A 24,771-nucleotide genomic window follows, 5' to 3' on the forward strand; every position below is an offset into this window, starting at 1 on the left:
CGATTTCCTCCTTGATCCTTCCTTAAAAATCACTTATATGCTTCCTGCATTCCATAAAGAAAAGCATGGCCAGAGCCTGTCCGTATGGCATTGGCTTAAGCTCAATCTCTTTGTAGAAATCCTTTGTTTCACGTCCCATAGGTGTTCCGTAGGATACCTGGTTTACAACGCCGGTCTCATCGGTGTATTCCATAATGGGTTCAAGAGCCTTAAGAGCAGCTTCCACCCAGTCTGTTTCTGCCAGTCCCAGTTCAGCCCCCTTTAAAATGCCATACGCAAATCCACAGGTAGCACTGGACTCTACATAAGAGGTCTTATCATCAATGAGCGTATGCCACATTCCTGTAGGCTCCTGATACTGGATCAGAGCTTCTGCCTGGCGCTTCCAGGTTTCTTTTAAGAACTTTTCCACGCTTGGACTGCAGGGACAAAGATCTAAAAACTCCGGGATCGCCGCTGTGATCCAGCAGTTTCCTCTGCCCCAGAAGGCTGCTGCAAAATGGCTCTTTTCCTTAAAGGACCAGCCGTGATACCAGAGGCCTGTTTTGCGGTCCGTGAGATATTTGATATGAAGCAGGAACTGATATTCTGCCTCATCCTGATATTTCTTTTCTCCCAGGATCCGGCCCATATTTGCCAGGAACAGAACCGTCATAAATAATGTGTCATCCCACAGTTCACCCTCATTTAAGGTATCTGAAGTAATATGCTGAAGGCCGCCCTCTTTTGTCCTTGGAAAATCTGCATAGATCCATGCTGCCCATTCCCGGCAGACCTCCATGTATCGCTCGTTGTCTGTTTCCTCTGCCACAAAAGACATGGCTAAAAGAGGCGTCACCGTATTTACATTCTTGGAAGGAAGCCCGATTTTTAACTGCCTCTCATAATAAGAGGTCAGGATATTCATATATCTCTCATCTTTCGTCTCCTTGTAGAGTTTCCATACTCCATAAAGGCCTACGCCCTGAGTCCACTCCCAAAACTGATACCGCCTGATATCATCGCCGGCCAGACTCCGTGTCTTCATCCCCTCCATAAACTGGGAATCCTCTTCGTAAAGAACCTTTTCAAAGCTGTTAAGATACAGATCAATGTAACGGTCAATATCTGCTGCTGTGTATTTCATCCTCTCGCTCCTTTCATCGGAAGGCGTTCCTCGCTTCCATCACTTTCTGGATTTATCTTAACACTTTGATAAGTCAATTTCTACATTTATTTTGTCTTTTAGGTATAATAATATCGCATATTTTGCTTTATATGCAGGTTTTTGCTTTTTTATTCTACCAGCAATCCATCCTCTCTGCAACAAAAAAACAGCCCATTCCCCAAAAAAGAATGGACCGTTTTTCGTCTGGTATAATTAGTATGCCATACTCCAGTTGGAAGCCTCAGACAGCTGCTTTGCAAATCCGTCCAAAGCCTCTTTTGCTGTGATCTCTCCGGATACAGCGCGCTTTAATGCATCTCTGTACTCATTATCCTTGTAATTTCTCCAGGAAGAACTCTCATCTGTCATAAATGTATCGGTTACATAAGCGGTCTCGCCCTGCATCAGCGCAAAGTCTTCCTTTGCCTTGTCAGTCTCAGGCTCATAAGCAACATCGTTCATAACAGACAGACCCTTGTGAAGCTGCAGGTACTCCTTGTAGTGTTCCTCTTCAAACAGCCACTGTACGAACTGCTTTGCCAGCTCCGAATTCTTTCCGTTCTGAGGAATTGCAAGAGCTGCGCCGCCAATGATGGAAGACTGGCACTCGCTTCCCTTTGGAGAAGGCATTACGCCGAAATCAAACTTGGAAATTTCATTTGTGAAGGTGTTGTAGTTCCAGGAACCGGATAACAGGATCGCTGCATCTCCGTTCTTGAAGTACTCAACCGGGTTATCTGTGGTGCCGCCTGCCCAGATTGCCTTTGGCATTACTTCGTTGTTCGCCTGCACAAAACGCTCCAGGGTTGCAATGTTTTCAGGGCTGTTTACGGTTACCTTAAAGCTGTCCCCATCCTTTTCTACCAGAGAACCGCCGTTTGCATACATCATGATATCGTAACGTGCTCTTGATACGTCAGCTGCAAAGCCATACTTTACGCCGCCCTTTTCCTGAAGCACTGCGGCATTCTCATACAGCTGCTCCCAGGTCCATGGATTTTCCGGTGTAGGAGCTTCAATGCCTGCTGCAGCAAAAGCATCCTTATTATAGAAGACACAGGTCGTTGTAAACTGCTCTGTAATACCTGTAATCGCGTCGGAAGAATAGGACTTGCCTACGATATTCAGCGCAGACTGGTTAAATTTGGAAAGATCAACCACATCTTCCATGTTTACGAACTCATCCGGATAGATCTGATGAAGGAAAGTAGTGGAAACAATGTCCGGAAGGTCTTTATTCTTAGCCATAGCCGGGAACTTGCTTCTCATATCATCATGGGAAATAATGATCTTTTTGATCGTGTTTCCGCTTTCCTCCGCCCAATGGTTTAAAACGTTTCCAAGAGCATCCTGCTCTCCCGGCTCCTCAGAAAGCATAACAGAAAGAGTCTGTCCTGTGATAGGGCCTGAACTTTCTGCTGCCGCTGCTGTCTCTCCTCCTTTTTTTGCGGAATCAGAACCGCCGCAGGCTGTCAGCGCTGCTGCCATAGACAAGGTAAGAACGCCTGCCAATGCTCTTGCTGCTTTCTTCTTCATAATAATGTCCTCCTTAATACTTCTTGTTTTTGCATTTCCTCGTAACTGCTTTTGATAAACCCATAGTATCATTTTAATCCATCAATTTCAACACTGTTTTTGCCTTTTTTGATATATAATATTGTATATATTGCTTTTTAGTTCTATCTTTGCTCTTATAATCCTGGTTTTACCTGCAGCACTTTGGTGTAAGGCGAATAGAGAAAATTTCATATGGCTTCATCTCAAACTCCAGAGTCTGTCCCTTCTGCACCAGTTCTGTCTCTGAAACAAAGGACTGTGTCTTTTGATCCGTCTGCTCCATCAGATCACAGACTGCCGCATCAAAATCAGAAAATAACGGAAATACCAGATGTACCCTGGTACGCATTCCATATGCCTCATACAGCCGAATGATCAGGTCATCGCCCTCTTCTGCCTTCTTTACTGTATCTGCAAAAATATTTTCCTCGGAAATCTGAAGGAAGGACCATTCTCCCTTTTTGATTCCGCTCTGTTTCTGTACGGTCAGAGGACAATTTAAGTCGTACGCCTCCTGAATCACTCGTCCTCTTCTGAAATCTCCCCTGTGGGGATAGAGGGAATATGTAAACTCATGCAGTCCCTGATCTGCCTGGGGATCCGGGAAAATTCCGGATTTGATCAGAGTCAGGCTCATGACGGAATCATGGATGTCACATCCATATTTACAGTCATTTAAAACAGCGGCTCCGTACCCATACTCGGACAGATCCATCCACTTATGGGCGCATACCTCAAAACGTGCCTGATCCCAGGTCGTATTTTGATGAACCGGACGCTTCACATTTCCAAACTGAATCTCAAAATCTGCCTCATTGCTCTGTATATCAAGGGGGAACGAAGTTCTTAAAAGAAGCTGGCTCTCTCTCCAGTCTGCCTTTGTCTTAAAATCGATCCTGGCGGTATGGGAATAAAAACAGATCCTCTGCTCTAAAACAGAATCCAGAAAATGACGGCGGATCAAAAGGCTGCCTCTCACAGGCCCGTTTTCTTCCAGGTAAAACTCCGTAACCCCTCCGAATTTCCATTTCTTTTCTCTGTATCCAGCGTCAATATTCCAGGCATCAAACTCCATGGGACGGTCCTCATATACAATAAGCTCATTTCCCACAGCACCTTTTTTTAACAGCTCTCTGGATTCTCTCAGATCCCGTATGCAGCTGATCTCTCCCTGTGGGTCAAATTCCATATGGAAAAAGGGTGTATCCAGACTGATGGGCCAGCCCCGTTCATCGGTTACAAGACTGCGGATCACCGGCTCCTCTACCTGTATATCGAATACACTGTTTTCATATACTCCAAGGCCTTTGGAAGGAGCATCCTTTACCAGAATCAGCATACCGCCTTCCCCTGTTCTCTGTATGATCATTCCCTCCGGACAACCCCCTTTCAGACCATTTTCTGCCCATCGGGCCTCTTCTGCCGAAAGCTCTGCTGCAGAAGTCCGGCGAAAGCTTAATGGATTAAAGACAGCCAATCCCTCTTTATTATTTCCATTTTCCTTTAATGAGGACAAAATGGCTTTTCCTGCCCCTTCTGCAATTCTTCCGGCTGATCTGAGGATTTCTTCATACTGGACAGCTGAGTCCTCATACACATCCTTTATGGATGAACCGGGCAGAATGTCGTGAAACTGGTTTAAAAGCAAAAGCTTCCAGTTCTTTTCCAGCTCTTTTTCAGGATACTCATATCCATTTCCCAATCCATTTGCCAAAACGGAATAAAACTCTGCATCTGCCATCATAAATTCACAGATCCGGTTATACTTCTTATTTTTTGCCTGAGAGGTATATGTTCCTCTATGAAATTCCAGATACAATTCTCCGCTCCAGGAAGGAAGACAGTTTCGGTCCATCTTGTTTTCCAAAATATGGAAGAAGTCTTTTACAAAGGTCTGACGTACACAGGGTACACCCACAACGCCGTTTTCCATTCTGCGGCTCTGCTCCAGCATTTCCTCTGTAGGACCTCCGCCTCCGTCCCCATATCCGTAGCAGGTTAAAACATCACAGCTTGTTTCCTTGTTCTGGTATCTCTGCCAGGTTCCCTTAATCTGGCTGGGATTCTGAAGTCCGTTGTAGGTGGTGCTTCCGTTTGGCATATCCTTAAGACTGCATCCGGGAAGATAATTTCTGGTTGTGATCAGATGGGTCAGAACCTGGCTTCCGTCAATTCCCTTCCACATAAAGGTATCATAGGGAAATACATTGTACTCATTCCAGCCAAGCTTTGTTGTCATAAAATAGGAAAGGCCTGATTTTTTCATGATCTGCGGCATGGCTGCACTGTAGCCGAACACATCAGGCAGCCAGAGCACTTCCTGTTTTTGAGCTCCCAGTTCCTTTTCAAAAAAACGTTTTCCGTAGAGAATATGGCGGATCAATGACTCACCGGAAGCCAGATTACAGTCCGGTTCCAGCCACATTCCTCCTTCTGCCTCCCAGCGTCCCTCGTGAATCTTTTCTTTGATCTTCTCAAACAGCTCCGGAGCTTCCTCCTTTACAAACTCATAAAGCTGAGGCTGGCTGGACATAAATTTATATTCCGGGTACTGTTCCATCAGATTCAGTACCGTTTGAAAGCTGCGGACTGCCTTCTGCCTGGTCTGTCTCAAAGGCCATTTCCACGCCACATCAATGTGGGTATGTCCAATGGAGTGAACGGTTACCCGGCTGCTGCGGCATATATCTGGCAAATTTTTTTTCACATATTCCCGCACTTCCCTTACAGACTGATAAAATTCCTCTGAACCGGGCTTTCTCAAGTCCAGACCGGAAATGGCGGTATTTAAAAATTTCATGGCCTCAATGCGATCCAGATCCTCCTCGGAACAAAGCTCTGCCGCCTCAAAAGGAACCTTTAAATCATAGTACAGATCTGCGATTTCCCTGTCATAAACAGCGGCTTTCAGATGGAAAAAGTTTGTCGGATTTTCACTGTTGGAATAGGCATAAAATACCAGTTCAAAAACCTCTGCCTCCTCCGCCTCTTCTGCCAAGATCAAATCCTGATGGTTCATATCCATGGTTCCCGATAAAATCCCATTTTTATATGCCATAATCTGAGGATTATCTGTATTCCATATATCATCTGCACCCGTGTTCAGGGTCACCCGTACTTCTTTTCCCGCCCATTCCTTTCGTATCACAACCTTTGTCCTGAACCAGAAATGTCGGTCCCTTCCTCCCCATGTTTCACAAGCTCCAAAAGGCATCCATCCGTCTTTCAGCTGATCTGCATCCAGCTTCTCTGAAAAATGATAATCGCCCGGACGGATTTCTACCTCTGTCAGTTCTTCACTGAAACGGCAGCGCCACTGTCTCAAACTGTCTAAAATCGGCCGTATTCTGTTTCTCATTACATCCATCTGCCCGTTCTCCCTTTTCTATTTTCATTTTTCCTCAATTTCTTTTCAAACTTCCTGCGAGCCTCAGATACAAACCATAAAAAACAGCCATAGCCACAGGAAGGATCATAAAGCTGATGCCATACCCCCACTTGGAGGAAACTGCGCCAAAGAGCAGATTAAACACAATATCTGCTACCGTAGCCGCACTGATGATAACGCCTGTACGGGTGGCTGCGGTCTGAACCGGATAAATCTGCTGGATCAAAAGCACCATGGTGGGATACAAAATCGCCAGCGCAAAGCCTGATGCTCCCAGAACCCATACGCCGCTCTCTCCCAGGATACAGCCGGCGCAGAACATCACCGTTCCGATGCCGCCAAAGAGCTTCATGCTCTTTACCGCGCCCATTTTCTGAACCACGGGAGCAAACATCAGACGTCCTGCCGTCATGCCGCCCCAGAACAGGGACAGGCTTGCAGAAGCGCTGGAGGCTTCCATGGAAAATGCAGAGATACAGTAGGACATCAGCCAGTTCATGATGCCGTGTTCCCCAATAAAATAACAGCCCATCATGGCAATAAAAATCCAGAATATCTTTGAATCCGGCTCTTTTTTAAGAATTTCCTTCTCCCGCTCCTTCTCCTCTCCCTGTTTTGGGATCTTTAAAAAGAAAAACAGGACAATTACCAGAAAGGCCACAATCAAAAGGGCAGCGTTAATCCATTTCCATCCTGCATAGTGGAAGGCGTATCTTCCCAGCAGAAGCTGGCTTCCGCTGGTACCAATCCCCTGGATAAAAAACAGCACATTTACCATAAGGCCCGCATATCCTGCGAACACCGCCGGAGTCAATATATTGACCGTAGTATTTAAAAGGGTGGATGCTCCCAGAGCAAAAAACATGGATACCAGAATCCATATATAGCTGTCGGACACCAGATTTAGGGCAACTGCTCCCGCCCAGACAGCCGTTACCGCCACAGCCACATTCTTTCTGGGAAACAGATCCAGAAGCTTCCCTCCGATGCTTAAAAACAGCAGATTTCCCACATAACTGATAGTAACAATCAACGAAAGCTGGCTCCCGTTTAAATCGTACCGTTCCTGGAACACAGGGGCAAAGATCCCTCGAAGGGCGTCATTTGCTCCAAGACCTGCCATTAAAAAAGCAAAGCATAAAAATGCAATCCACTTTGTTCGTTTCATTTTCTGTTTTCTCTCCTGTTTATTCTTTGCGCTTTCCCGGAGTTATAACCCAGGTTCTGGAAAATTCAGGCTCATTGAACTGATATTTTTCCAGCAGCTGAGGCCCGCAGCTTCCGGATCCGATGCCGCTCTGATTGTGATCCAAGCAGAGAACAGTGCATCCTGCCTCCTTAAGTTCAAAGTCATGTGCTTTTTCGGACAGTTCCTCCTGAGTATACTCGCAGGCCTGGAACATAAAGCCTTCTTTCGATGAAGCCTGAAAGCTCATCTCTTCTCCTGAAATCTCACACCAGCTGCAGTCCCAGTGGGAACCATACTCCTGAGGCTTCAGATAAGGCCTGTGCATAGTGCGCACATCTCCCTCGAAAATACCGTGCCAGGACGCCTGATGCTTATCCGGATAGCTTTCATCCGGCCCCATTCCGCAGTATCGTACCCGGTCAAGACTCTGATCCAGGAACAGGCGCAGGCCGAATCTTGGCAGAAATGGGAATTCCATATCTTTTTTTACATCCAGCTTCACCTGGATACAGCCATCCCTATGGATCAGCCAGCTGGCTTTTATATTTAAAATACGCTGGATATGAACGGCCGACAGAGACAGCTCTGTCACAAGCTCTGCAGAGCCGTCTTCTCTCAAACGAGCCTCTGTGGTATAGGTACGCACCTTGGTGCGGTCATAGCCAGCTCTCTCCCACTCCAGCCGGATTTTTCGGTCATTATCCGTTGGGGCACGCCAGATATTGTACTCCATGGGACGGATGAGGTATTCCTTTTCTCCCTTTCTGATCCCGGAGAAAGCTCCTGAGAAGGTATCATACACATAGGTAAAATCCGCCCCGGTTACTGTAATCCGACGCTCTGTCTGCTCCAGTGTGAGTGCGCCGGAGCAGGCTGCAGGCCGGCTTTCACATCCCAAAGCTTTCTCCTGCCTTCCAGCCGCAGTCTCCGGCATCCGGATCTCATCAAAGCCAAGCTCCCAGCCTTCCTTAAGTCCTGGAACCGGAGATTTTAACAGATATCTCACTCTCAAAAAGCAGCTTCCATTTTCAGGGAGCTTCCCTGTATAATACACCGTACCGCACGTATGAGGCAGTACGGACGGCAGCTCCTTCTGTATACTTTCCTCTATGATGATCCCATCCTGAACCGCTTCCCATTTCAGATACACATAGTCCTTAAGGTCTGTAAAATCCATATAGTTTTTAAAGACAATCGCTCCCGTTTCCCAATCTGCGCTCTGAATCCTGGCCGGGCGGTATACATTTTTAAATTCCCTTAAGCCCGGATGTGGAATCCGGTTCGGAGACACCAGTCCGTCCACACAGAAATTTCCGTCATGAAGCTCTTCCCCAAAATCTCCGCCATAAAGAAAGCCTGATTCGGTTTTTACTGCATGATCGCACCATTCCCAGATAAAGCCGCCACACATTCCATCATATCGGTGGATCAATTCAAAATAATCCTCCAGGTCTCCCGGTCCGTTTCCCATAGCGTGCGCATATTCGCACATCATAAAGGGAAGATTTTCAGAAAACGTACGGCTTTCCTGCTCCTCAAAATACCGTATGATTTCCTCCTGATCCGGGTACATCCGGCTGTACAGATCCATATTGGAAAAATCATATTTCTTTACATCCGGCACATATCTGGCGCCCTCATAGTGGCACAGCCTGGTATCGTCTCTCTCCTTCGTCCAGGCCATGGCTGCTTCAAAGGCACAGCCGTAGGCGCTTTCATTTCCCATGGACCACATCAGTACGCTGGCATGGTTTTTATCCCGTTCCACACAGCGTCTTGTACGGTCCAGAACCGCCTCCGTATATGCAGGATTATCTGCAATCGTACGGTTCCACTTCTTTACATGGGTATCCCAGTCATCCACCTTTTTAAATACCTTATCCGTACCGTGACTCTCGTTGTCCGCCTCATCCATTACATAAAAACCCATCTCGTCAAACAGGTGGTAATACTGGGGACTGTTTGGATAATGGCTGGTACGGACGGCATTTACATTGTGCTCCTTCATCAGCTTAAGATCCCGTTCCATCTGCTGTCTGCTTATGGCATAGCCAGTAACAGGGTCACTGTCATGGCGGTTCACTCCGTGGAACTTTACCGGTGTTTTGTTGATAAACAGAACACCGTTTTCCACAGAAATCTCACGGATGCCAAATCGGTCGGTGATCCATTCCTTTTCGGTCTGGATCTCAACGGTATAAAGCCAGGGCGTTTCTGCGGTCCACAGACGGCAGTTTTCCAGATAAAACCGTATTTGATCCCTATCTGCTGTTTCGTTCCAGCTCTGTTCCCAGACTGCCTTTCCCTCCGGGTCAAGCACACGGATCCGGCCATCAGGACGGCTGTTGCCATAAAAGGACAGCTCCATACAAACCTCTGCCCCATTTTCCCGGATATAAGGACGGATAAAGTAATCGCGGACTGCCTCCTTAGGACGTCTCAGCACATACACATCACGAAAAATGCCGCTCATACGTAATTTATCCTGATCCTCCAGATAACTTCCGTCACACCATTTTAACACCAGTACGGTCAGGCGGTTTTCACCCTCTTTCAGATACCGGGTAATGTGAAATTCACTGGTGGAATGGGATACCTGGGAATATCCCACAAAGATTCCGTTGATCCACACATAAAAGCAGGAATCCACACCCTCAAAGTTCAAAAATGCCTCCGGAGCATCGAGACAGCATTTGTACTCAAAACTTCGTTCATACAGCCCGCAGGGATTTTCCCTCGGCACATAGGGCGGGTCAAAGGGAAATGGATACCGGGTGTTGATATACTGGTTTCCATCCACGCCGTAACTCTGCCATACGGCAGGAACCTGCACCTCTTTTCCCTTTCCTGCTCCCTCCTTCCAGAACTCCTGCGGCAGATCGTATACGCTTTCAAAATACTGAAACTGCCAGGAACCGCTTAAAAGGAGAAACCTGTCTGATTTCTCCCGATCCAGAAAGTAACAGCCTTTGCCAGAAGCTGGAATATAATACGCCCGATCCGGCTCTGTATTTACATGTAAATAATTCATATCCTCAAAATAGCCTGGTATCTGCATTATGATGTCTCCTATGATTATTATTTTTTAACATTATACTACAGTATACCTGCTTTTTAAAGCAATAACTATTTCAATTTTGTCTTTATGATATTTGGGTATTGCATTTTTTGTTTTTCTGTGTTTTACTGAATGAAATATAACTGTTTACTATGTTCAGGGGGAACACACTTATGAAAACCTACCACAACTCTCCGCTTCTCTACGAAGAAGGCTTTTCCATTATTATCAATGAGGTAGCCACACCCATTGAAAACTCTACCTTTTATTACTTTGACTACGATAAACGAAGTCACGCTATCAACATGGATTTTCCACATTTTCACAGCTTTTATGAACTGATGATCCTCTTAAGCCCAAAGGCATACCATTTCGTAGAGGGAAAACGCTATGATATCATTGCCAATGATCTGGTGCTGCTCCCTCCATCGGTGCTCCATCAGTCCGAATATCTGCCCGGCCCGCCCAGCGATCGTATCATCATTGGATTTATGCTGCCAAAACAGATGAATTACGGTGCTTCCGGCTATAAGGAAATCCTTTCCGTTTTTAACAGCTCTGTACCCATTTTTCGTTTTCACAAAGAGGAACAGAACCGTTTATACCAGAAGCTCAATGAAATCGTAATGATTGCCAAAGATACGCCCAATGTCAATATCCGCAATCTTCTGATACACACCAAATTTACGGAATTTCTCTTTCTCCTGTATGAAATGCAGGGGCTAAACCATTACGTTCCTAACGTGGAAAACGGTGTGAAAGAAAAGATTTATACTATTACCAACTATATCCATACCCACTACACGGAAGATATTTCTCTGGCCGCTCTGGCAGAGACATTTTACATCAGTCCCTACTATCTGTCCCACCAGTTTAAAAATGTCACTGGCTACACGGTGGTACAGTACATCCAGCTGACACGGATTAAAAATGCCCAGTATCTCCTGCTCAATTCACCTATGCGTATTACGCAGGTAGCAGAATCCACTGGTTTTTCCAGTTTTTCACAGTTCAACCGGGTATTCCGAAAGTTCTGCGGTATGTCTCCCTCGGACTACAAGCTGACTTCCCACCACTCCTCCTACCGTCCTACGGCCCCAGATGAACAACAGTAATTTTACCGTAATTTTACCCCGGCATTACCAAAACGCATAAAATGCATATTCCCCTTCTCAAAACACGCAAAATATGAGTAGTCTTTGTCTGTTTTTCTTTGTTATGATGAATTTAAAATTGATTCGCGAGGAGGATTTTTTTTCTATGAAACGTTCAAAATTCATCAAGCAGGCAGGTGCTCTTGGAGCAGCGCTGGCAATGACTGCCACACCAGTTATGGCTGCCACTGATCCAGCTGCCATCGAACCAGTTCCGGGTCCCCATGGCTACTTTGTAGATACCTACAAGACAAATGCCATGGAAAACCAGTCCCCTGAGTCTAATGCAGTCGTAGGGGTTCTCTCCCCCTTCTTAAACATCTGGGAGCCAGGATCCAGCTGGGATAACGGAACCAAGCTTGGCGAGGACGGAAAGCGTCTTCTGGACCAGAATATCTTTACCTGCATTACCATGACCCAGAACCGCACGCTGGAGCAGGAAGTTCAGGCTTATCTCACCGACCGCCAGAACCAGAACTGGTCCGCACTGGACGGACTGGGTTCCTATGAAACCGCGTTTAAAAACCTGGCAAATGCGAAAACCTCTCTGCCGGATGCCATCCCTGCTGATGCAGAAACGAAAAAATACAGTGATAAGGGCAATGAAAATGGATCCTGGGCCGATGAAACCTCCTCTCTCGGCAGCATGGTAGAGCTTGTAAATACAGTCCGCGGCCCTCATGCCAGCGGCAATCCTGCCAAGGTTTATTTCCAGTATATGCGCCCCTTCCGCTGGAGCAGCGACGTATCCATCGTACCGGCCTTAAAGCCCTGCGTATCATCAAAGCCCATGGAGGACGGCGGCTTCCCAAGCGGCCACACAAACGCAGGCTATCTGGCATCCCTTTCTCTGGCCTATGCAGTTCCGGAACAGTTTAAAGAATGTCTTACCAATGCATCTGAGATTGGAAATTACCGCATCATCGCAGGTATGCACTCTCCTATGGACGTAATGGGCGGACGCACCATGGCAATGGCCCTGGCTGCCGCAGCCTTAAATGATCCGGACAATGCCCAGTTAAAGGCAGACGCCCGCAAAGAAGCAGAAGAAATCCTTCTTAAGAATCCTTCTGCCAAGGAAGTAACCTACTATGATGATGATGAATTAAACGCCATCCGATACAATGAACGCATGACCTACAATATGCCTCAGACCGGTGATCCCACACAGCCTATGCGTGTTCCAAAGGGAGCAGAAGTTCTTCTGGAAACAAGATTCCCTTATCTGAATGCAGACCAGCGCAGATGGGTTCTGTATTCCACAGGCCTCCCCTCCGGCTATGTATTTCTGGATGACGCCGAGGGCTGGGGACGCTTAAACCTCTATGAAGCAGGCGACGGCTACGGCTCCTTTGATACAGACGTAACCGTAACCATGGACAGTTCCAAGGGCGGCTTTGATGCCTTTGACCAGTGGAAAAATGACATCGACGGAGAAGGAAGCCTTACGAAAAACGGCTCCGGCACTCTGGAACTGTGGGGAAATAACAGCTATACCGGCGGCGTCCATGTAAACGGAGGAACGCTCACCGCAGCCTCTCCTTACGCCTTCGGATACAGCTCTGTAGACAATCATGCAGCCATTACAGAAAATGTAAACGGCGCGCTTAATATCTCGGGCGACTTTACACAGGGCGCTGAGGGTGATTTAACCTTAAAGATCAGCGGTCCTGAAGATATGCTCGCAGTAGGCGGAACTGTAAATGCAGGCGGCGACCTGATCCTTGATTTCACCAATTATTCCCAGCCAGCTTCCGGCATGACCGTTCTGACTGCCGATCAGATCAATGGCAGCTTTGCTTCTGTAAAGACCGTTGGACTGGCGGATGGAAAGACCGTAGAAGTAACTGATCAGGCAGTTATCGTAAAATAATAAAACAGCATGCCATCAGGCACACTGCATGAAGAATGCGGCAGACCCACACAAACAGTCTGCCGCATTTTTATAATCGATCGCCGGTTGATCATCCTGTATACGGAAATATCCCCTACCGGATCCAGGCTCCGTCCGCTCCTACCCGGTATCCGTCCGGGGTTGTGGCATTTGTCATCATCACACCGTCTGCTCCCAGATAGTACCAAACTCCATCCTGGCTTTCTTCCCAGTAGTTTTTTGCCATAGCACCGTTGGAACGCAGATAGTACCACTTTCCATCAATCTGGCGCCAGCCTTTTGCCATAAATGTATCTTCATCGATCCAATAGATTCCTTCTGCATCAGAAACCCATTCCCCACTGGCTTTTGCTCCGTTATCCTTGACAAAATTCCAGCCTTTTTCCGTCTTTGCCCAGCCGTGCTGAGAAGAAACACCAGGTCCGCCCTCTGTACCTGTGACCGGAACACCCGTGTTTCCCGGGTTCTGGGGAGCACCCGTATTTCCCGGTACAACCGTTACTCCTGATGCTCCTGTACTTTCGGGAGCACCGGCTGCCCCTGATGGGCCGGCACCAGCTCCGGGACCGCCGCTTCCCGCTCCTGTCTGGGAAGAACCTGCATTCTGTCCCCCAGTCTGGTTTGTTCCAAGCGCTCCTGCCTTTGCCAGCTCAAATCCATAGTCCAGCATGGCCTTTGTATCCACATAGTGGGTGGAACGGCTCTTCATCACTACCGCGATCATGCGGACTCCATTCCGTTCTGCCGCCGTTACCAGTGTATTTCCTGCCTTGGAGGTATAACCCGTCTTCCCCCCGATTATCCCCTCATAATAACGGGAATCATTGGGATTTAACATCTTATGTCCCATTGTGACCGTAAGCCCGGAAGGATTCTTTTTCGTAGCCGGAAGACTGTATGTCCTGGTGGACGCTACTGTCCTTACCACCTCATTCTGAAAAGCAGCTCTGGCGATCAGCGCCATGTCCTTTGGCGTGGTATAATGCTCCGGATCATTTAATCCATGGGGATTCGTAAAATGGGTGTTGGTACAGCCAAGTTTAACCGCCTTCTCGTTCATCCTGTCTGCAAATGCCTGGACACTACCTGAAACGTGTTCTGCCAGCGCATTTCCTACTTCGTTAGCAGACTTTAAAAGCAGGGCATACAGACACTGGCGAACCGTCATGGTATCGCCCTCCACCATACCGATGGAAACAGCTCCTGATTCCAGATTTGTAGTAGCTGATGCTGAAAATGTCACCGTATCATCCAGGCTACAGTTTTCTGCCACTAAGAGAGCCGTCATCAGCTTTGTAATACTGGCCGGATAATAGCGGGTGTCTCCATTTTTGGAAAACAGCACCTTTCCCGAAGCCCCGTCCATGAGCACCGCCCCCTCAGAGGACACAACCGGCTGGGCAATATTTAAACGTTCTGTATTTTCCTGTGATGCAGGTGCTCCCGTTCCAGAAGGCTCTGAGGAAGAGCTTTGTCCTGTTTCCGGATTTAAAGGCGTAATCGTTACCGCATAAGCCGGAAAAGACAGCCCCAAGACCGCAGCTGTACATATACCAAGAACCCGCTTCCATCTGTATGGTTTCATATATCAAGTACCTCGTTTTCTATCCAATGTATTTTTCCAGTATATCACAGTTTTCTTTTACAAAAAAGCACAGAAGTATTACATTTTCATTAAGGCTGTACCCGTTTCTTTTCTCAAAAACCCTCATTTACGCAAAAATCCCCCCTGGTTCTGAGAATAAATCCCAGATCCAGAGGGAATCCGTAGTTTTATATTTTACCAGTTTTGACAGGGAAATTAGTACATTCCGCCCATGTCAGGTGCTGCAGGAGCTGCGGGAGCCGGCTCCTTGATCGCTGCTACAACAGACTCTGTTGTAAGCAGAGTAGATGCAACGCTGGTAGCGTTCTGCAGAGCGCTTCTTGTAACCTTTACAGGATCCAGGATACCAGCCTCGATCATATCTACAAATTTCTCATTGTATGCGTCAAAACCGCATCCAACCTCAGACTCTTTTACCTTATTTACAACAACAGCGCCTTCCAGACCTGCGTTGGAAACGATGTGGAACAGAGGAGCCTCCAGAGCCTTTAAGATGATCTTAGCGCCTGTCTTCTCATCACCTTCCAGACCGTCTACTACCTTCTGAACATCTACGGTAGCATGTGCGTATGCAGAACCGCCGCCTGCGATGATGCCTTCCTCAACTGCCGCACGGGTTGCATTTAATGCATCCTCCATACGCAGCTTGGCTTCCTTCATCTCTGTTTCGGTAGCAGCGCCTACACGGATAACAGCTACGCCGCCTGCCAGCTTAGCCAGACGCTCCTGCAGCTTCTCCTTATCAAACTCAGAGGTAGTCTCACCGATCTGCTTGCGGATCTGAGCCACTCTTGCTGCAATCGCTTCCTTATCGCCCTCACCATCAACGATGATGGTGTTTTCCTTCTGTACCTTAACAGATTTTGCACGGCCTAACTGATCTAAGGTAGCATCCTTCAGATCCAGACCAACCTCTTCGGAAATAACGGTACCGCCGGTCAGGATTGCGATATCCTGAAGCATCTCTTTTCTTCTGTCGCCGTAGCCCGGAGCCTTGACAGCAACTACATTGAAGGTACCTCTTAACTTATTTACGATCAGAGTTGTTAATGCCTCGCCCTCAACATCCTCAGCGATGATCAGCAGTCTTGCGCCCATCTTTACGATCTGCTCTAACAGAGGCAGCAGATCCTGGATATTGGAGATCTTCTTATCAGTGATCAGAACGTATGGATCATCCAGATTTGCTTCCATCTTATCCATATCGGTGCACATATATGCGGACAGGTAGCCTCTGTCAAACTGCATACCTTCTACCAGATCCAGCTCTGTCTTCATGGTCTTGGATTCCTCGATGGTGATAACGCCGTCCTTGGAAACCTTCTCCATGGCGTCAGCTACCATTGTACCTACCTCATCATCCGATGCAGAGATAGCTGCTACTCTTGCGATCTGAGCCTTGCCGCCTACAGGCTTGCTCATAGCCTTGATCGCCTCAACAGCTGCGTCTGTGGCCTTCTTCATACCCTTTCTTAAGATGATCGGGTTAGCGCCTGCTGCCAGGTTCTTCATGCCTTCATTTACCATAGCCTGTGCCAGAACGGTTGCTGTGGTAGTACCGTCGCCTGCTACGTCATTTGTCTTGGAAGCAACTTCCTTGATCAGCTGTGCGCCCATGTTCTCAAATGGATCTGCAAGCTCGATTTCCTTTGCAATAGTAACACCGTCATTTGTGATCAGCGGTGCGCCAAAGGACTTGTCAAGAACTACGTTGCGTCCCTTAGGGCCTAAGGTTACGCGAACGGTATCTGCTAACTGATTTACGCCTGCTTCCAGTGCCTTGCGGGCATCTACGCCATATTTAATCTGCTTTGCCATGTCAATCAACCTCCAAATTTATAAATAAGTCCGTATTTTTAATGATTACTCTACTACTGCCAGAATGTCGCTCTGCTTAACGATCACATACTTCTCGTCATCCAGCTCTACCTCTGTTCCTGAATACTTGGAATAGATTACAGTGTCGCCGGCCTTTACCTGCATAACCACTTCCTTGCCGTCAACCACGCCGCCTGGTCCAACTGCGATTACCTCTGCCTGCTGTGGCTTTTCCTTTGCTGCTCCCGGAAGAACGATGCCGGACTTGGTAGTCTCCTCTGCAACTAACTGCTTTAATACGACCTTGTCAAATAATGGTACTAACTTCATATCTGGATTCCTCCTTGTGATCATTCATTATTTTCTCTCAGCTTTTGCTGTTTCCTGCTTCTTTTGTTCACAATGTAAGTTATACCACTGCTTATTAGCACTGTCAAGAGTTGAGTGCTAATATTTTCTAAAATATTTGTGAAGTATCATTAGATCATACAGCGCCACTTACTCAAATATGACTAAAACAACGCCATTTTACTCAATTTCACAGAACACCTCATAGGAAGGCTTTTCATTTCCATACAGATCCGTCGACCCATGGATCCGCTGCTTCATTTTCCCCTCCCCATATTCCCCATAGTGAGTTCGATAGTCATTTAAGGAAAACCATACATAGCCTGCCATATTTTCGAGGCTTTTATATACCGGGATCCGCTCTCTTAAGATCTGCGCCCTTCTCTCATCGCCCCCTTCAAAAGCGGGCTCACACAATCCAAATTCCGTAACCATGGACGGCATACCGCCAAACTTCTCATACGTCCTTCGGAGCACCCCTTCTACATCCTCACAGGGCTGCCAGAGACCCAGATACTCATTCCACATGGCAATATCGCCATACATGGCCGCATCATCCAAATCAACATTTGCATCTCTGGAAACCGTATTGGAAACATAATTCACCAGCCTGCTGCCATCCAGTTCTTTAAAATACCGGTACATCTCCTTTACATACGCAATGGTTTCCGGAAGTTCTCCCCCAAGCTCATTTCCAACGCCCCAGCAGATAATGGACGGATGGCTGCCGTGATAATGCACCATTTCCCCGGCCTGCTGCTTTGCCAGCGCAAGCTGCTCTGATCCGGCTTTCTTTGGCTGTCCCCAGAAAGGAATCTCCTCCTGAACCATAAGTCCGTTTTCATCGCACCAGTCCAGGATCTTTCTGTCCTGCTGCCAGTGGAAACGGGTAAATACGCAGCCCGCCTGTTTTAACTGAGACAGGCATTTTCTGCTGTGCTCAAAGGGCTCTGGCTGGGGATGCTCCGGCGCCCATAGCTTAAGGCCCACAAAGGGGATACGGACCAGCGTGTCTGTATGGATCGTTTCAGACAGCACTATGTGTCCGGTTTTGTACTCCGACACCTGCACCAGGGCCTCTTTCGCTGTTCCTTTTATATAAAACTCCAGATAACCGCTGCAGGTCTGTCCGCTTATGGATTCAATGGCATACCCTGTTTTCATTTCCATAATATCGTCCTTTTCCATCCGGATCAGACATACATCCCGGAGCAGCCCTCCGTCATCCGCCCAGTCATAATCCAGTCCATGAGGGAGCATATCCTCTTTTTTACTGTTGTCTGCGACTACACAGATCTGGTTTTTCCCCCGTACTGCCAAATCAGTTATATCCAACTCAAAGGGCGTATATCCAGAGCCTGTATGGCCTCCTGCCGGTATTCCGTTTACAAATACCCTGGCCGTATGAAATACACAACCAAAATACAGCACTGCCCTGTCCCATGGCATTTCATCCAGTTCAATTTCTGTTGTATATTCTGCCGGTCCTCTGTAAAGCTGTACCGGCCGCTCATTTTCCACATTCCATGTATAAGGAAGCGTCACTCTTTTTTCAAATCCAAGCTCCGGGATTTTAAAATCCCAATCCTTTAATTCTGTAATACACTTCATCTCTGCCACCTCTGTTATATAGACTTAAAGATTCACAGGCTGATTGATTGACCCCTGTTCTGTTTTAGTATACAATGAAGCAGCGGAAATTTCTTTTGAAATACCGCCGAATAATTTCAAAATCCTGCTGTATGGCAGAGTAGGAGGAATATGCAAAAAGGTATCTTACAGTCATCCGAGCTTTTTTCTATTCCGGCGCTTTTAATCCCAGGCTCTTTTTTTACCCTTTAAGCGCAGGCCATTTTTACTGTACCAGTGGATACCGGGTAGACCGCAGCTCCTTTGACAGTATTTTAATCGCTTACATCGTCCGCGGTACCTTTTCTTTTTTATATCAGGGACGTGAGCTCACAGCAAAAGCCGGAGAAATCGCTCTGGTAGACTGCTTTGGACCTCACATGTACTGCACCCACAATCATCTGGAAACATACTGGCTCCATATCTCCGGCAGCAATACAAAAGAGCTTTTTGAGGAGCTCATGATCAAAAGAGGCTGCATTATTTCCCCAGCTTCTGTAATTCCTGCCCATATCTATGAGCTTTTTGAGCTTATAAAAGCCAGAGAAGCCATAAGCATCAGCCGCTTATCCTCCAGGATATATACACTGATCACAGGCCTGTTTGAAGAAACCATGGATTCTGAGGGAGAAAACAGTTTGTCCTTTGCAGCGGTCCGCTATATGAAGGCACATTATTCCGAAAAAATAACGGTTGAACATATGGCAAAGGCAGTCAGCCTGAGTCCTTCCCAATTTTCCAGACAGTTTAAACGCCAGACCGGTGTTCCGCCCTATGAATACCTGCTGTCTCTTCGTCTTTCCAAAGCAAAAGAGCTTTTAAAAACCACCGAACTTCCCGTTCACGAAATCGCCTGCCAATGCGGCTTTGGAGGAGAATCCAGTTTTATCAGCTTTTTTAAAAAACAGGAGGGCATCCCGCCTTTAAAATTCAGAACCGTTTTATTCTGATAAAAATTTTCTTTCTCTGGATGATTTTCCTGTAATTTAATATTTTTTTTATGATTTCATGTTTATTTTTTTTCCCATTCGTATTACAATAATAGCAAACAGTCATAATCAGACAACTTATCAAAGAAAGGGGAATTTATATGGCAAAAAAAGGTTGGGGAAAACTGGTCGCTTTAGCCGCCGTATCCGGAGCTGTGGCAGCCGGTGTTTCCTATGTACTCCAGTATAAGACCTATCACAAAGAGCTGGAAAAGGATTTCAGGGAATTTGAAGAAGATGAGGATAGTGAATTAAAAAAAGATGGATCTGAAGACAGTACCTTTGAATCAGCGAAAGTAAACCGCAATTATATTTCTCTTACCTCCAGCAAAGACGAATTTAAAGTAGCTGCCAAGGATATGGCTCAGGCTACAAAAAATGTGCTCCGGGACGCAGGAAGCCTGTTCTCTGATACGGCCCATGAGGCTGTATCTGCCGCTGTGGACACCGCACATATAGCACTGAATTCCATGAAGTCAAAAAAAGAGGAATGGAAGGAGGAGCATGAAAAGGAGGATGAGCCCGAAGAGGTACACATGGAGGAGGACGGCTTCCTGGATGACGATTATGTAGACGATGATGATCTCTATGACTATGAACGTCTGGATGCCGAACCAGTCTATGCGGAAAAACAGCCTTCTGAGACCGAAGATGGGGGTTCTTCGGAAGAAGATGATGATGAAACAGAGGATGTAGTTTCAGTGGAACTTGCAGAAGATGAAGAGGGGACCATTCTCACTGAGGATGATGAGCCGCTGGTTTAGGTTTATATACGGGACAAAGCTATTTTCAGGCTTTGTCCCTTTATTTTCCCCTTATACTTCCCACCCCAGCAGGTTCATCCACATCACTTGACCAGCCTGTTCCTCGCTGATCAGATAGCCATGGCTCTGGGCATCGGCAGACATAAGCTGATACTCTTTCTCCTCCTCCATCCAGATCCAGCGGGTATCGATCACTGTCGCCCCTTCTGATGCCGCCATATACCAGTGGGATACCGTTCCGTCTGCACCGGTAGTTTCATAGGAAATTTCCCCTTCTAATAAATCATTTTTAAAATTCCCCTGCTTTACTGTTTTAGCCATCTCTCCCTGAGGCACATTTTCATAATAACAGTATCCTGTGCTTCCATAGCCCGTCATCCTGCCGTTTCTCCAGATTCCATAGGAATAATTGTAACGAGGGCTGTCTACATTGATAAACTGAAGAGCCAGACATTCCCCCCTGGGCTTTCCATCTTTAAAATAACCATAAAATACCGTTCCCGGCATGGTAAATACCATTCCTTCTCCCTCGATCTGAGCAGTAAAGCCAGATGGTGTGTACAGATACCGTGTTCCTCCCATTGTCTCATAAAACAGGTCTGCCAGAACGTCCTGCTCTCTGTCCATGAGCCGGGCCGCCTGTTCCAGATCCAGGCTTTCAAGGGAAGAAAAAACCGCCTCTGCCGCGTCAAGCTGCTCTGCCGTAAGGCTTAGTTCTCCAAAAACAGTCTCCGAACCGGTCGGATTTTCTTCATTCTCTTTCACTGCGCCCTGCTTATTTACCGGCTCCACCTCTCTGACCGATTCGCTTTGCATCCGGGCATTTTGGCGATTCTCTGTCATTCCCATCAGTCCACTTACCGGCAGCACCACTGCATACAGCACTGCAACAGCAGCCCATAACCTGTATCGTTCCTTTCTCTTTCTCTTCATCTTGCGCTCCTTTCTCTGCTTTCCTCAGGCTCTCTGTCCATGTACTCATTTCCAGGCTCTTGCCAGACGCATACAGCCCTCCTGTATTTCCTTTTCCTTTAAATTGGCATATCCCAAAATCACTGTAGACGGCACCAGATCCTTATTTTCCCCTATCACGGCTTCCGACATGCCATAAACCCGTACGCCCTCACCGGCAGCCCGTTCGATCAGCTCTTTTTCCGGCATCTGCCCTTTATGTGTGAGAAGCACATGGATCCCCGCATATTCTCCCCTGATCCAAAACATATCTTCCAGTTCTTTAAGGCCGCTTAACAGAACATCATGCTTCCCCTTATACACGGCCCGCATCCGGTTTAAATGGCGCTCATAATACCCGCCTGTAATAAAATGATACAGCACCTTCTGATCGATCCGTGAAACCGTACAGGCATAAAATCCGGCCTGGCTCCGATACCTTGAAAGGAGCTCTCCAGGAAGCACCATAAATCCCACGCGGATCGCCGGGGCAATGGAACGTGAAAATGTCCCCATATAAATGACCCTCCCCCCCTGGTCCATGCCCTGAAGTGCGGGGATCGGACGTCCTTTATAGCGGAATTCACTGTCATAATCATCTTCGATCACATACCTGTTTTCTCCTCTGTAAGCCCAGCTTAAAAGCTCCTGTCTGCGCTTTACAGGCATGACTATCCCTGTGGGATACTGATGGGACGGCATTACATAAGCAGCCTGAGTTTTGCTCTGTTCCAGATCCAAAACATCCATGCCATACCGGTCCATTTTTACGGGAACAACTAGATGTCCCAGGCTCTTTAGTACCCGGTAAGCCTGACGATAGGTTGGATTTTCCAGGGCAATTCCCGTCTCTCTCCCCAAAAGCTGCGACAGCAGCATGAGAAGATACTCGCTTCCTGCTCCAACCAGGATCTGCTCCGGACGGCAGCTTACCCCTCTGGCTGAGTGAAGATAATCGCGGATCGCTGCTCTGAGCTCATATTCTCCCTGCGGATCCCCCACGACAAACATTTCCTTATTATCGTCCACCAGCGTATTGCGGCTTAACCTGCGCCAGGTATTAAAAGGAAAGCTGTCCAGATCAATACCTCTGGTGGAAAAATCCACAGCATACGGCATTTCTTTTTCAGACCTGTTTTCCGCAAATTCCTCATCTGCGTTTTTTTCCACCCGAACCAGTTCTTCGATCCTGCATACAAAGTATCCTTTACAGGGCAGCGCTTCGATATACCCCTCAGAAAGAAGCTGTTCATAAGCCATTTGAGTGGTACTGCGGCTGACCTTCAGATTTTCTGCCAGAATCCGTGTAGAAGGAAGCCTGCTTCCTGCAGGAATCCGCCCGCTCTGTATCTCTTCCTTCATATATTGGTAAATCTGTTCATACAGAGGAAGTCTGCTCTGATTATCAATAGGCACCATCAGTTCCATCATTTTCTCCTTTCATCAGGGACGTACAGAAAAAGGCCCCCTGTTTCCAGAGAGCCTCCTCCTGCTTTTTCCGGCAAAGCCGATTTTATTCTTTTTATAAAATCTTATCGTTTCTCACACAGCTGCTGCATTATTTGGGAAGCTTAAAGGAGCTCTTTAATGAAACAATCCGGTTAAATACAGGCTTTTCCTTTGTGCTGTCCTTGCAGTCCACGCAGAAGTAACCATTGCGCACGAACTGGAAGCTGTCATAGCTTTCTGCCTCTCCCAGTGCAGGCTCTACATAGCAGTCCGGCAGTACGGTCAGTGAATTGGGATTTAAGTTCAGGCTTCCGTCTTCATTTAACTTGCCCTTTTCCTCATCCACAATATTTTCATACAGACGGCACTCTACCTTCTTTGCAGTAGGAACGGCTACCCAGTGGATGGTTCCCTTTACCTTTCTTCCCTCAAAACCGGAACCGCTCTTTGTCTCAGGATCATAGGTTCCATGTACCACTGTCACATTTCCATCTGCATCCTTCTCACAGCCGGTGCACTTTACAAAATAAGCGCCCATCAGGCGGACTTCATTTCCGGGGAACATGCGGAAATATTTCTTCGGAGGCTCTTCCATAAAGTCCTCTCTCTCAATATAAAGCTCACGGCCAAAGGGAACCTTACGGCTGCCAAGCTCAGGATTTTCCAGATTGTTCGGCACATCCAGCTCTTCCATCTGACCCTCAGGATAATTGTCGATCACCAGCTTTACAGGGTCAAGCACAGCCATCATACGGGCTTTTTTAAGCTTTAAGTCCTCACGGATGCAGTATTCCAGCATCGCATAATCTACCGAGCTGTTTGCCTTGGAAACGCCTACCAGCTCCACAAAACGGCGGATAGACTCCGGTGTGTATCCTCTTCTTCTTAACGCTGCAATGGATACCAGACGGGGATCATCCCAGCCGTCCACAATATAATCCTCAACCAGCTTCTTGATATAACGCTTACCTGTAACTACATTTGTAAGGTACAGCTTGGCAAACTCGATCTGGCGGGGCGGATTCTCAAACTCGCACTCCTTTACGACCCAGTCGTAAAGAGGTCTGTGATCCTCAAATTCCAGTGTACAGATGGAATGGGTAATATGCTCAATGGCGTCCTCAATGGGATGGGCAAAGTCATACATGGGATAAATGCACCACTTATTTCCCGTATTGTGATGCTCCATATGAGCCACACGGTAAATAACCGGGTCTCTCATGTTGATATTGGCTGAAGCCATGTCGATCTTGGCACGGAGCACCTTTTCACCGTCCTTGTACTTTCCTTCCTTCATCTCCTCAAAAAGGCGCAGGTTTTCTTCAACGGAACGGTTTCTGTAGGGGCTTTCCTTACCGGGATTGTTAAAGTCGCCGCGGTACTCTCTGATCTCCTCTGCGGAAAGATCGCATACAAAGGCCTTTCCCTTCTTAATCAAGAAGACAGCGCATTCATACATCTTTTCAAAATAATCGGATGCAAAAAACAGACGGTTCTCAAAATCAGCACCCAGCCACTTCACATCCGCCTTGATGGATTCTACAAACTCTACCTTTTCCTTTGTAGGATTGGTATCGTCAAAACGGAGATTAAAGGTGCCGCCGTACTTCTGAGCCAGTCCGTAATTTAAAAGAATGGACTTAGCGTGTCCGATATGAAGATAGCCGTTTGGCTCCGGCGGAAAACGGGTATGGACATTATCATAAACGCCCTCTGCCAGATCTTTGTCAATCTCCTGTTCTATAAAATTCTTGGAAACAGTTTCTTTCTCCTCTGTCTCCAATACCATGTCTTTTTCTGCCATGATTGCTCCTCCGTACATTTCTCTTC

The 24,771-nt window shown here is 47.1% G+C and carries 16 protein-coding genes; 4 read left to right on the plus strand and 12 right to left on the minus strand.

Annotated elements, in window-relative coordinates:
- Positions 1-22: 22 nt before the first annotated feature.
- The 5 genes from bglB to WKT10_RS12255 form a co-directional block, all read right to left on the minus strand.
- Complete coding sequence (bglB, locus tag WKT10_RS12235) at positions 23-1,126, minus strand: beta-galactosidase BglB (RefSeq protein ID WP_066546667.1); 1,104 nt, start codon at positions 1,124-1,126, stop codon at positions 23-25.
- A gap of 234 nt (positions 1,127-1,360) precedes the next feature.
- Positions 1,361-2,683, minus strand: coding sequence for an ABC transporter substrate-binding protein (locus WKT10_RS12240; protein ID WP_066546664.1), 1,323 nt, complete (start codon positions 2,681-2,683; stop codon positions 1,361-1,363).
- A gap of 169 nt (positions 2,684-2,852) precedes the next feature.
- Positions 2,853-6,071 carry an alpha-mannosidase gene (locus tag WKT10_RS12245; protein WP_340277460.1) on the minus strand — a complete coding sequence of 1,073 codons (3,219 nt, stop codon included), beginning with the start codon at positions 6,069-6,071 and terminating at the stop codon, positions 2,853-2,855.
- A gap of 34 nt (positions 6,072-6,105) precedes the next feature.
- Positions 6,106-7,260: an MFS transporter gene (locus WKT10_RS12250; protein ID WP_296035225.1), complete on the minus strand. Its 1,155-nt coding sequence runs from the start codon at positions 7,258-7,260 to the stop codon at positions 6,106-6,108.
- A gap of 19 nt (positions 7,261-7,279) precedes the next feature.
- Complete coding sequence (locus WKT10_RS12255) at positions 7,280-10,339, minus strand: glycoside hydrolase family 2 TIM barrel-domain containing protein (protein ID WP_340277463.1); 3,060 nt, start codon at positions 10,337-10,339, stop codon at positions 7,280-7,282.
- Positions 10,340-10,512: 173 nt separating this feature from the next.
- Between WKT10_RS12255 and WKT10_RS12260 the strand changes: the two genes are divergently transcribed.
- Together WKT10_RS12260 and WKT10_RS12265 are read left to right on the plus strand one after the other, a co-directional pair.
- Entirely contained in the window at positions 10,513-11,454 is a 942-nt protein-coding gene (locus WKT10_RS12260) for an AraC family transcriptional regulator (protein ID WP_081422911.1), read from the plus strand.
- 145 nt (positions 11,455-11,599) lie between these two features.
- Complete coding sequence (locus WKT10_RS12265) at positions 11,600-13,366, plus strand: acid phosphatase (protein WP_337433401.1); 1,767 nt, start codon at positions 11,600-11,602, stop codon at positions 13,364-13,366.
- A gap of 115 nt (positions 13,367-13,481) precedes the next feature.
- Here WKT10_RS12265 and WKT10_RS12270 read toward each other — a convergent pair whose 3' ends face one another.
- The 4 genes from WKT10_RS12270 to WKT10_RS12285 all read right to left on the minus strand — a co-directional run bounded on the left by WKT10_RS12270 (position 13,482) and on the right by WKT10_RS12285 (position 18,770).
- On the minus strand, positions 13,482-14,972 hold the full coding sequence (locus WKT10_RS12270; protein WP_340277467.1) for a serine hydrolase: 1,491 nt from the start codon (positions 14,970-14,972) through the stop codon (positions 13,482-13,484).
- 216 nt (positions 14,973-15,188) lie between these two features.
- Positions 15,189-16,811 (minus strand): chaperonin GroEL, encoded by a 1,623-nt coding sequence (groL, locus tag WKT10_RS12275; protein ID WP_066546631.1) that lies wholly within the window; start codon positions 16,809-16,811, stop codon positions 15,189-15,191.
- Positions 16,812-16,856: 45 nt separating this feature from the next.
- Positions 16,857-17,141 (minus strand): co-chaperone GroES, encoded by a 285-nt coding sequence (locus WKT10_RS12280; protein WP_066546627.1) that lies wholly within the window; start codon positions 17,139-17,141, stop codon positions 16,857-16,859.
- A gap of 198 nt (positions 17,142-17,339) precedes the next feature.
- Positions 17,340-18,770 carry a glycoside hydrolase family 2 TIM barrel-domain containing protein gene (locus tag WKT10_RS12285; protein WP_340277470.1) on the minus strand — a complete coding sequence of 477 codons (1,431 nt, stop codon included), beginning with the start codon at positions 18,768-18,770 and terminating at the stop codon, positions 17,340-17,342.
- A 173-nt stretch (positions 18,771-18,943) separates the two neighbouring features.
- Here WKT10_RS12285 and WKT10_RS12290 point away from each other — a divergent pair, with 173 nt between their 5' ends.
- Both WKT10_RS12290 and WKT10_RS12295 read left to right on the plus strand, forming a co-directional pair.
- Positions 18,944-19,738, plus strand: a complete 795-nt coding sequence (locus WKT10_RS12290; RefSeq protein ID WP_340277566.1) for an AraC family transcriptional regulator — start codon at positions 18,944-18,946, stop codon at positions 19,736-19,738.
- A 140-nt stretch (positions 19,739-19,878) separates the two neighbouring features.
- Positions 19,879-20,541 (plus strand): hypothetical protein, encoded by a 663-nt coding sequence (locus tag WKT10_RS12295; protein WP_066546580.1) that lies wholly within the window; start codon positions 19,879-19,881, stop codon positions 20,539-20,541.
- A 51-nt stretch (positions 20,542-20,592) separates the two neighbouring features.
- On the opposite strand, the gene WKT10_RS12300 is transcribed toward WKT10_RS12295, so the two are convergent.
- The 3 genes from WKT10_RS12300 to WKT10_RS12310 all read right to left on the minus strand — a co-directional run bounded on the left by WKT10_RS12300 (position 20,593) and on the right by WKT10_RS12310 (position 24,745).
- On the minus strand, positions 20,593-21,474 hold the full coding sequence (locus WKT10_RS12300) for a hypothetical protein (RefSeq protein ID WP_340277473.1): 882 nt from the start codon (positions 21,472-21,474) through the stop codon (positions 20,593-20,595).
- 45 nt (positions 21,475-21,519) lie between these two features.
- Entirely contained in the window at positions 21,520-22,920 is a 1,401-nt protein-coding gene (pdxR, locus tag WKT10_RS12305; RefSeq protein WP_340277568.1) for a MocR-like pyridoxine biosynthesis transcription factor PdxR, read from the minus strand.
- Between the two features lie 130 nt (positions 22,921-23,050).
- Positions 23,051-24,745 (minus strand): glutamine--tRNA ligase/YqeY domain fusion protein, encoded by a 1,695-nt coding sequence (locus WKT10_RS12310; protein ID WP_340277476.1) that lies wholly within the window; start codon positions 24,743-24,745, stop codon positions 23,051-23,053.
- Positions 24,746-24,771: the final 26 nt, after the last annotated feature.

Source organism: Enterocloster sp. HCN-30185 (genome assembly GCF_037890305.1).
Lineage (GTDB): Bacteria > Bacillota > Clostridia > Lachnospirales > Lachnospiraceae > Enterocloster.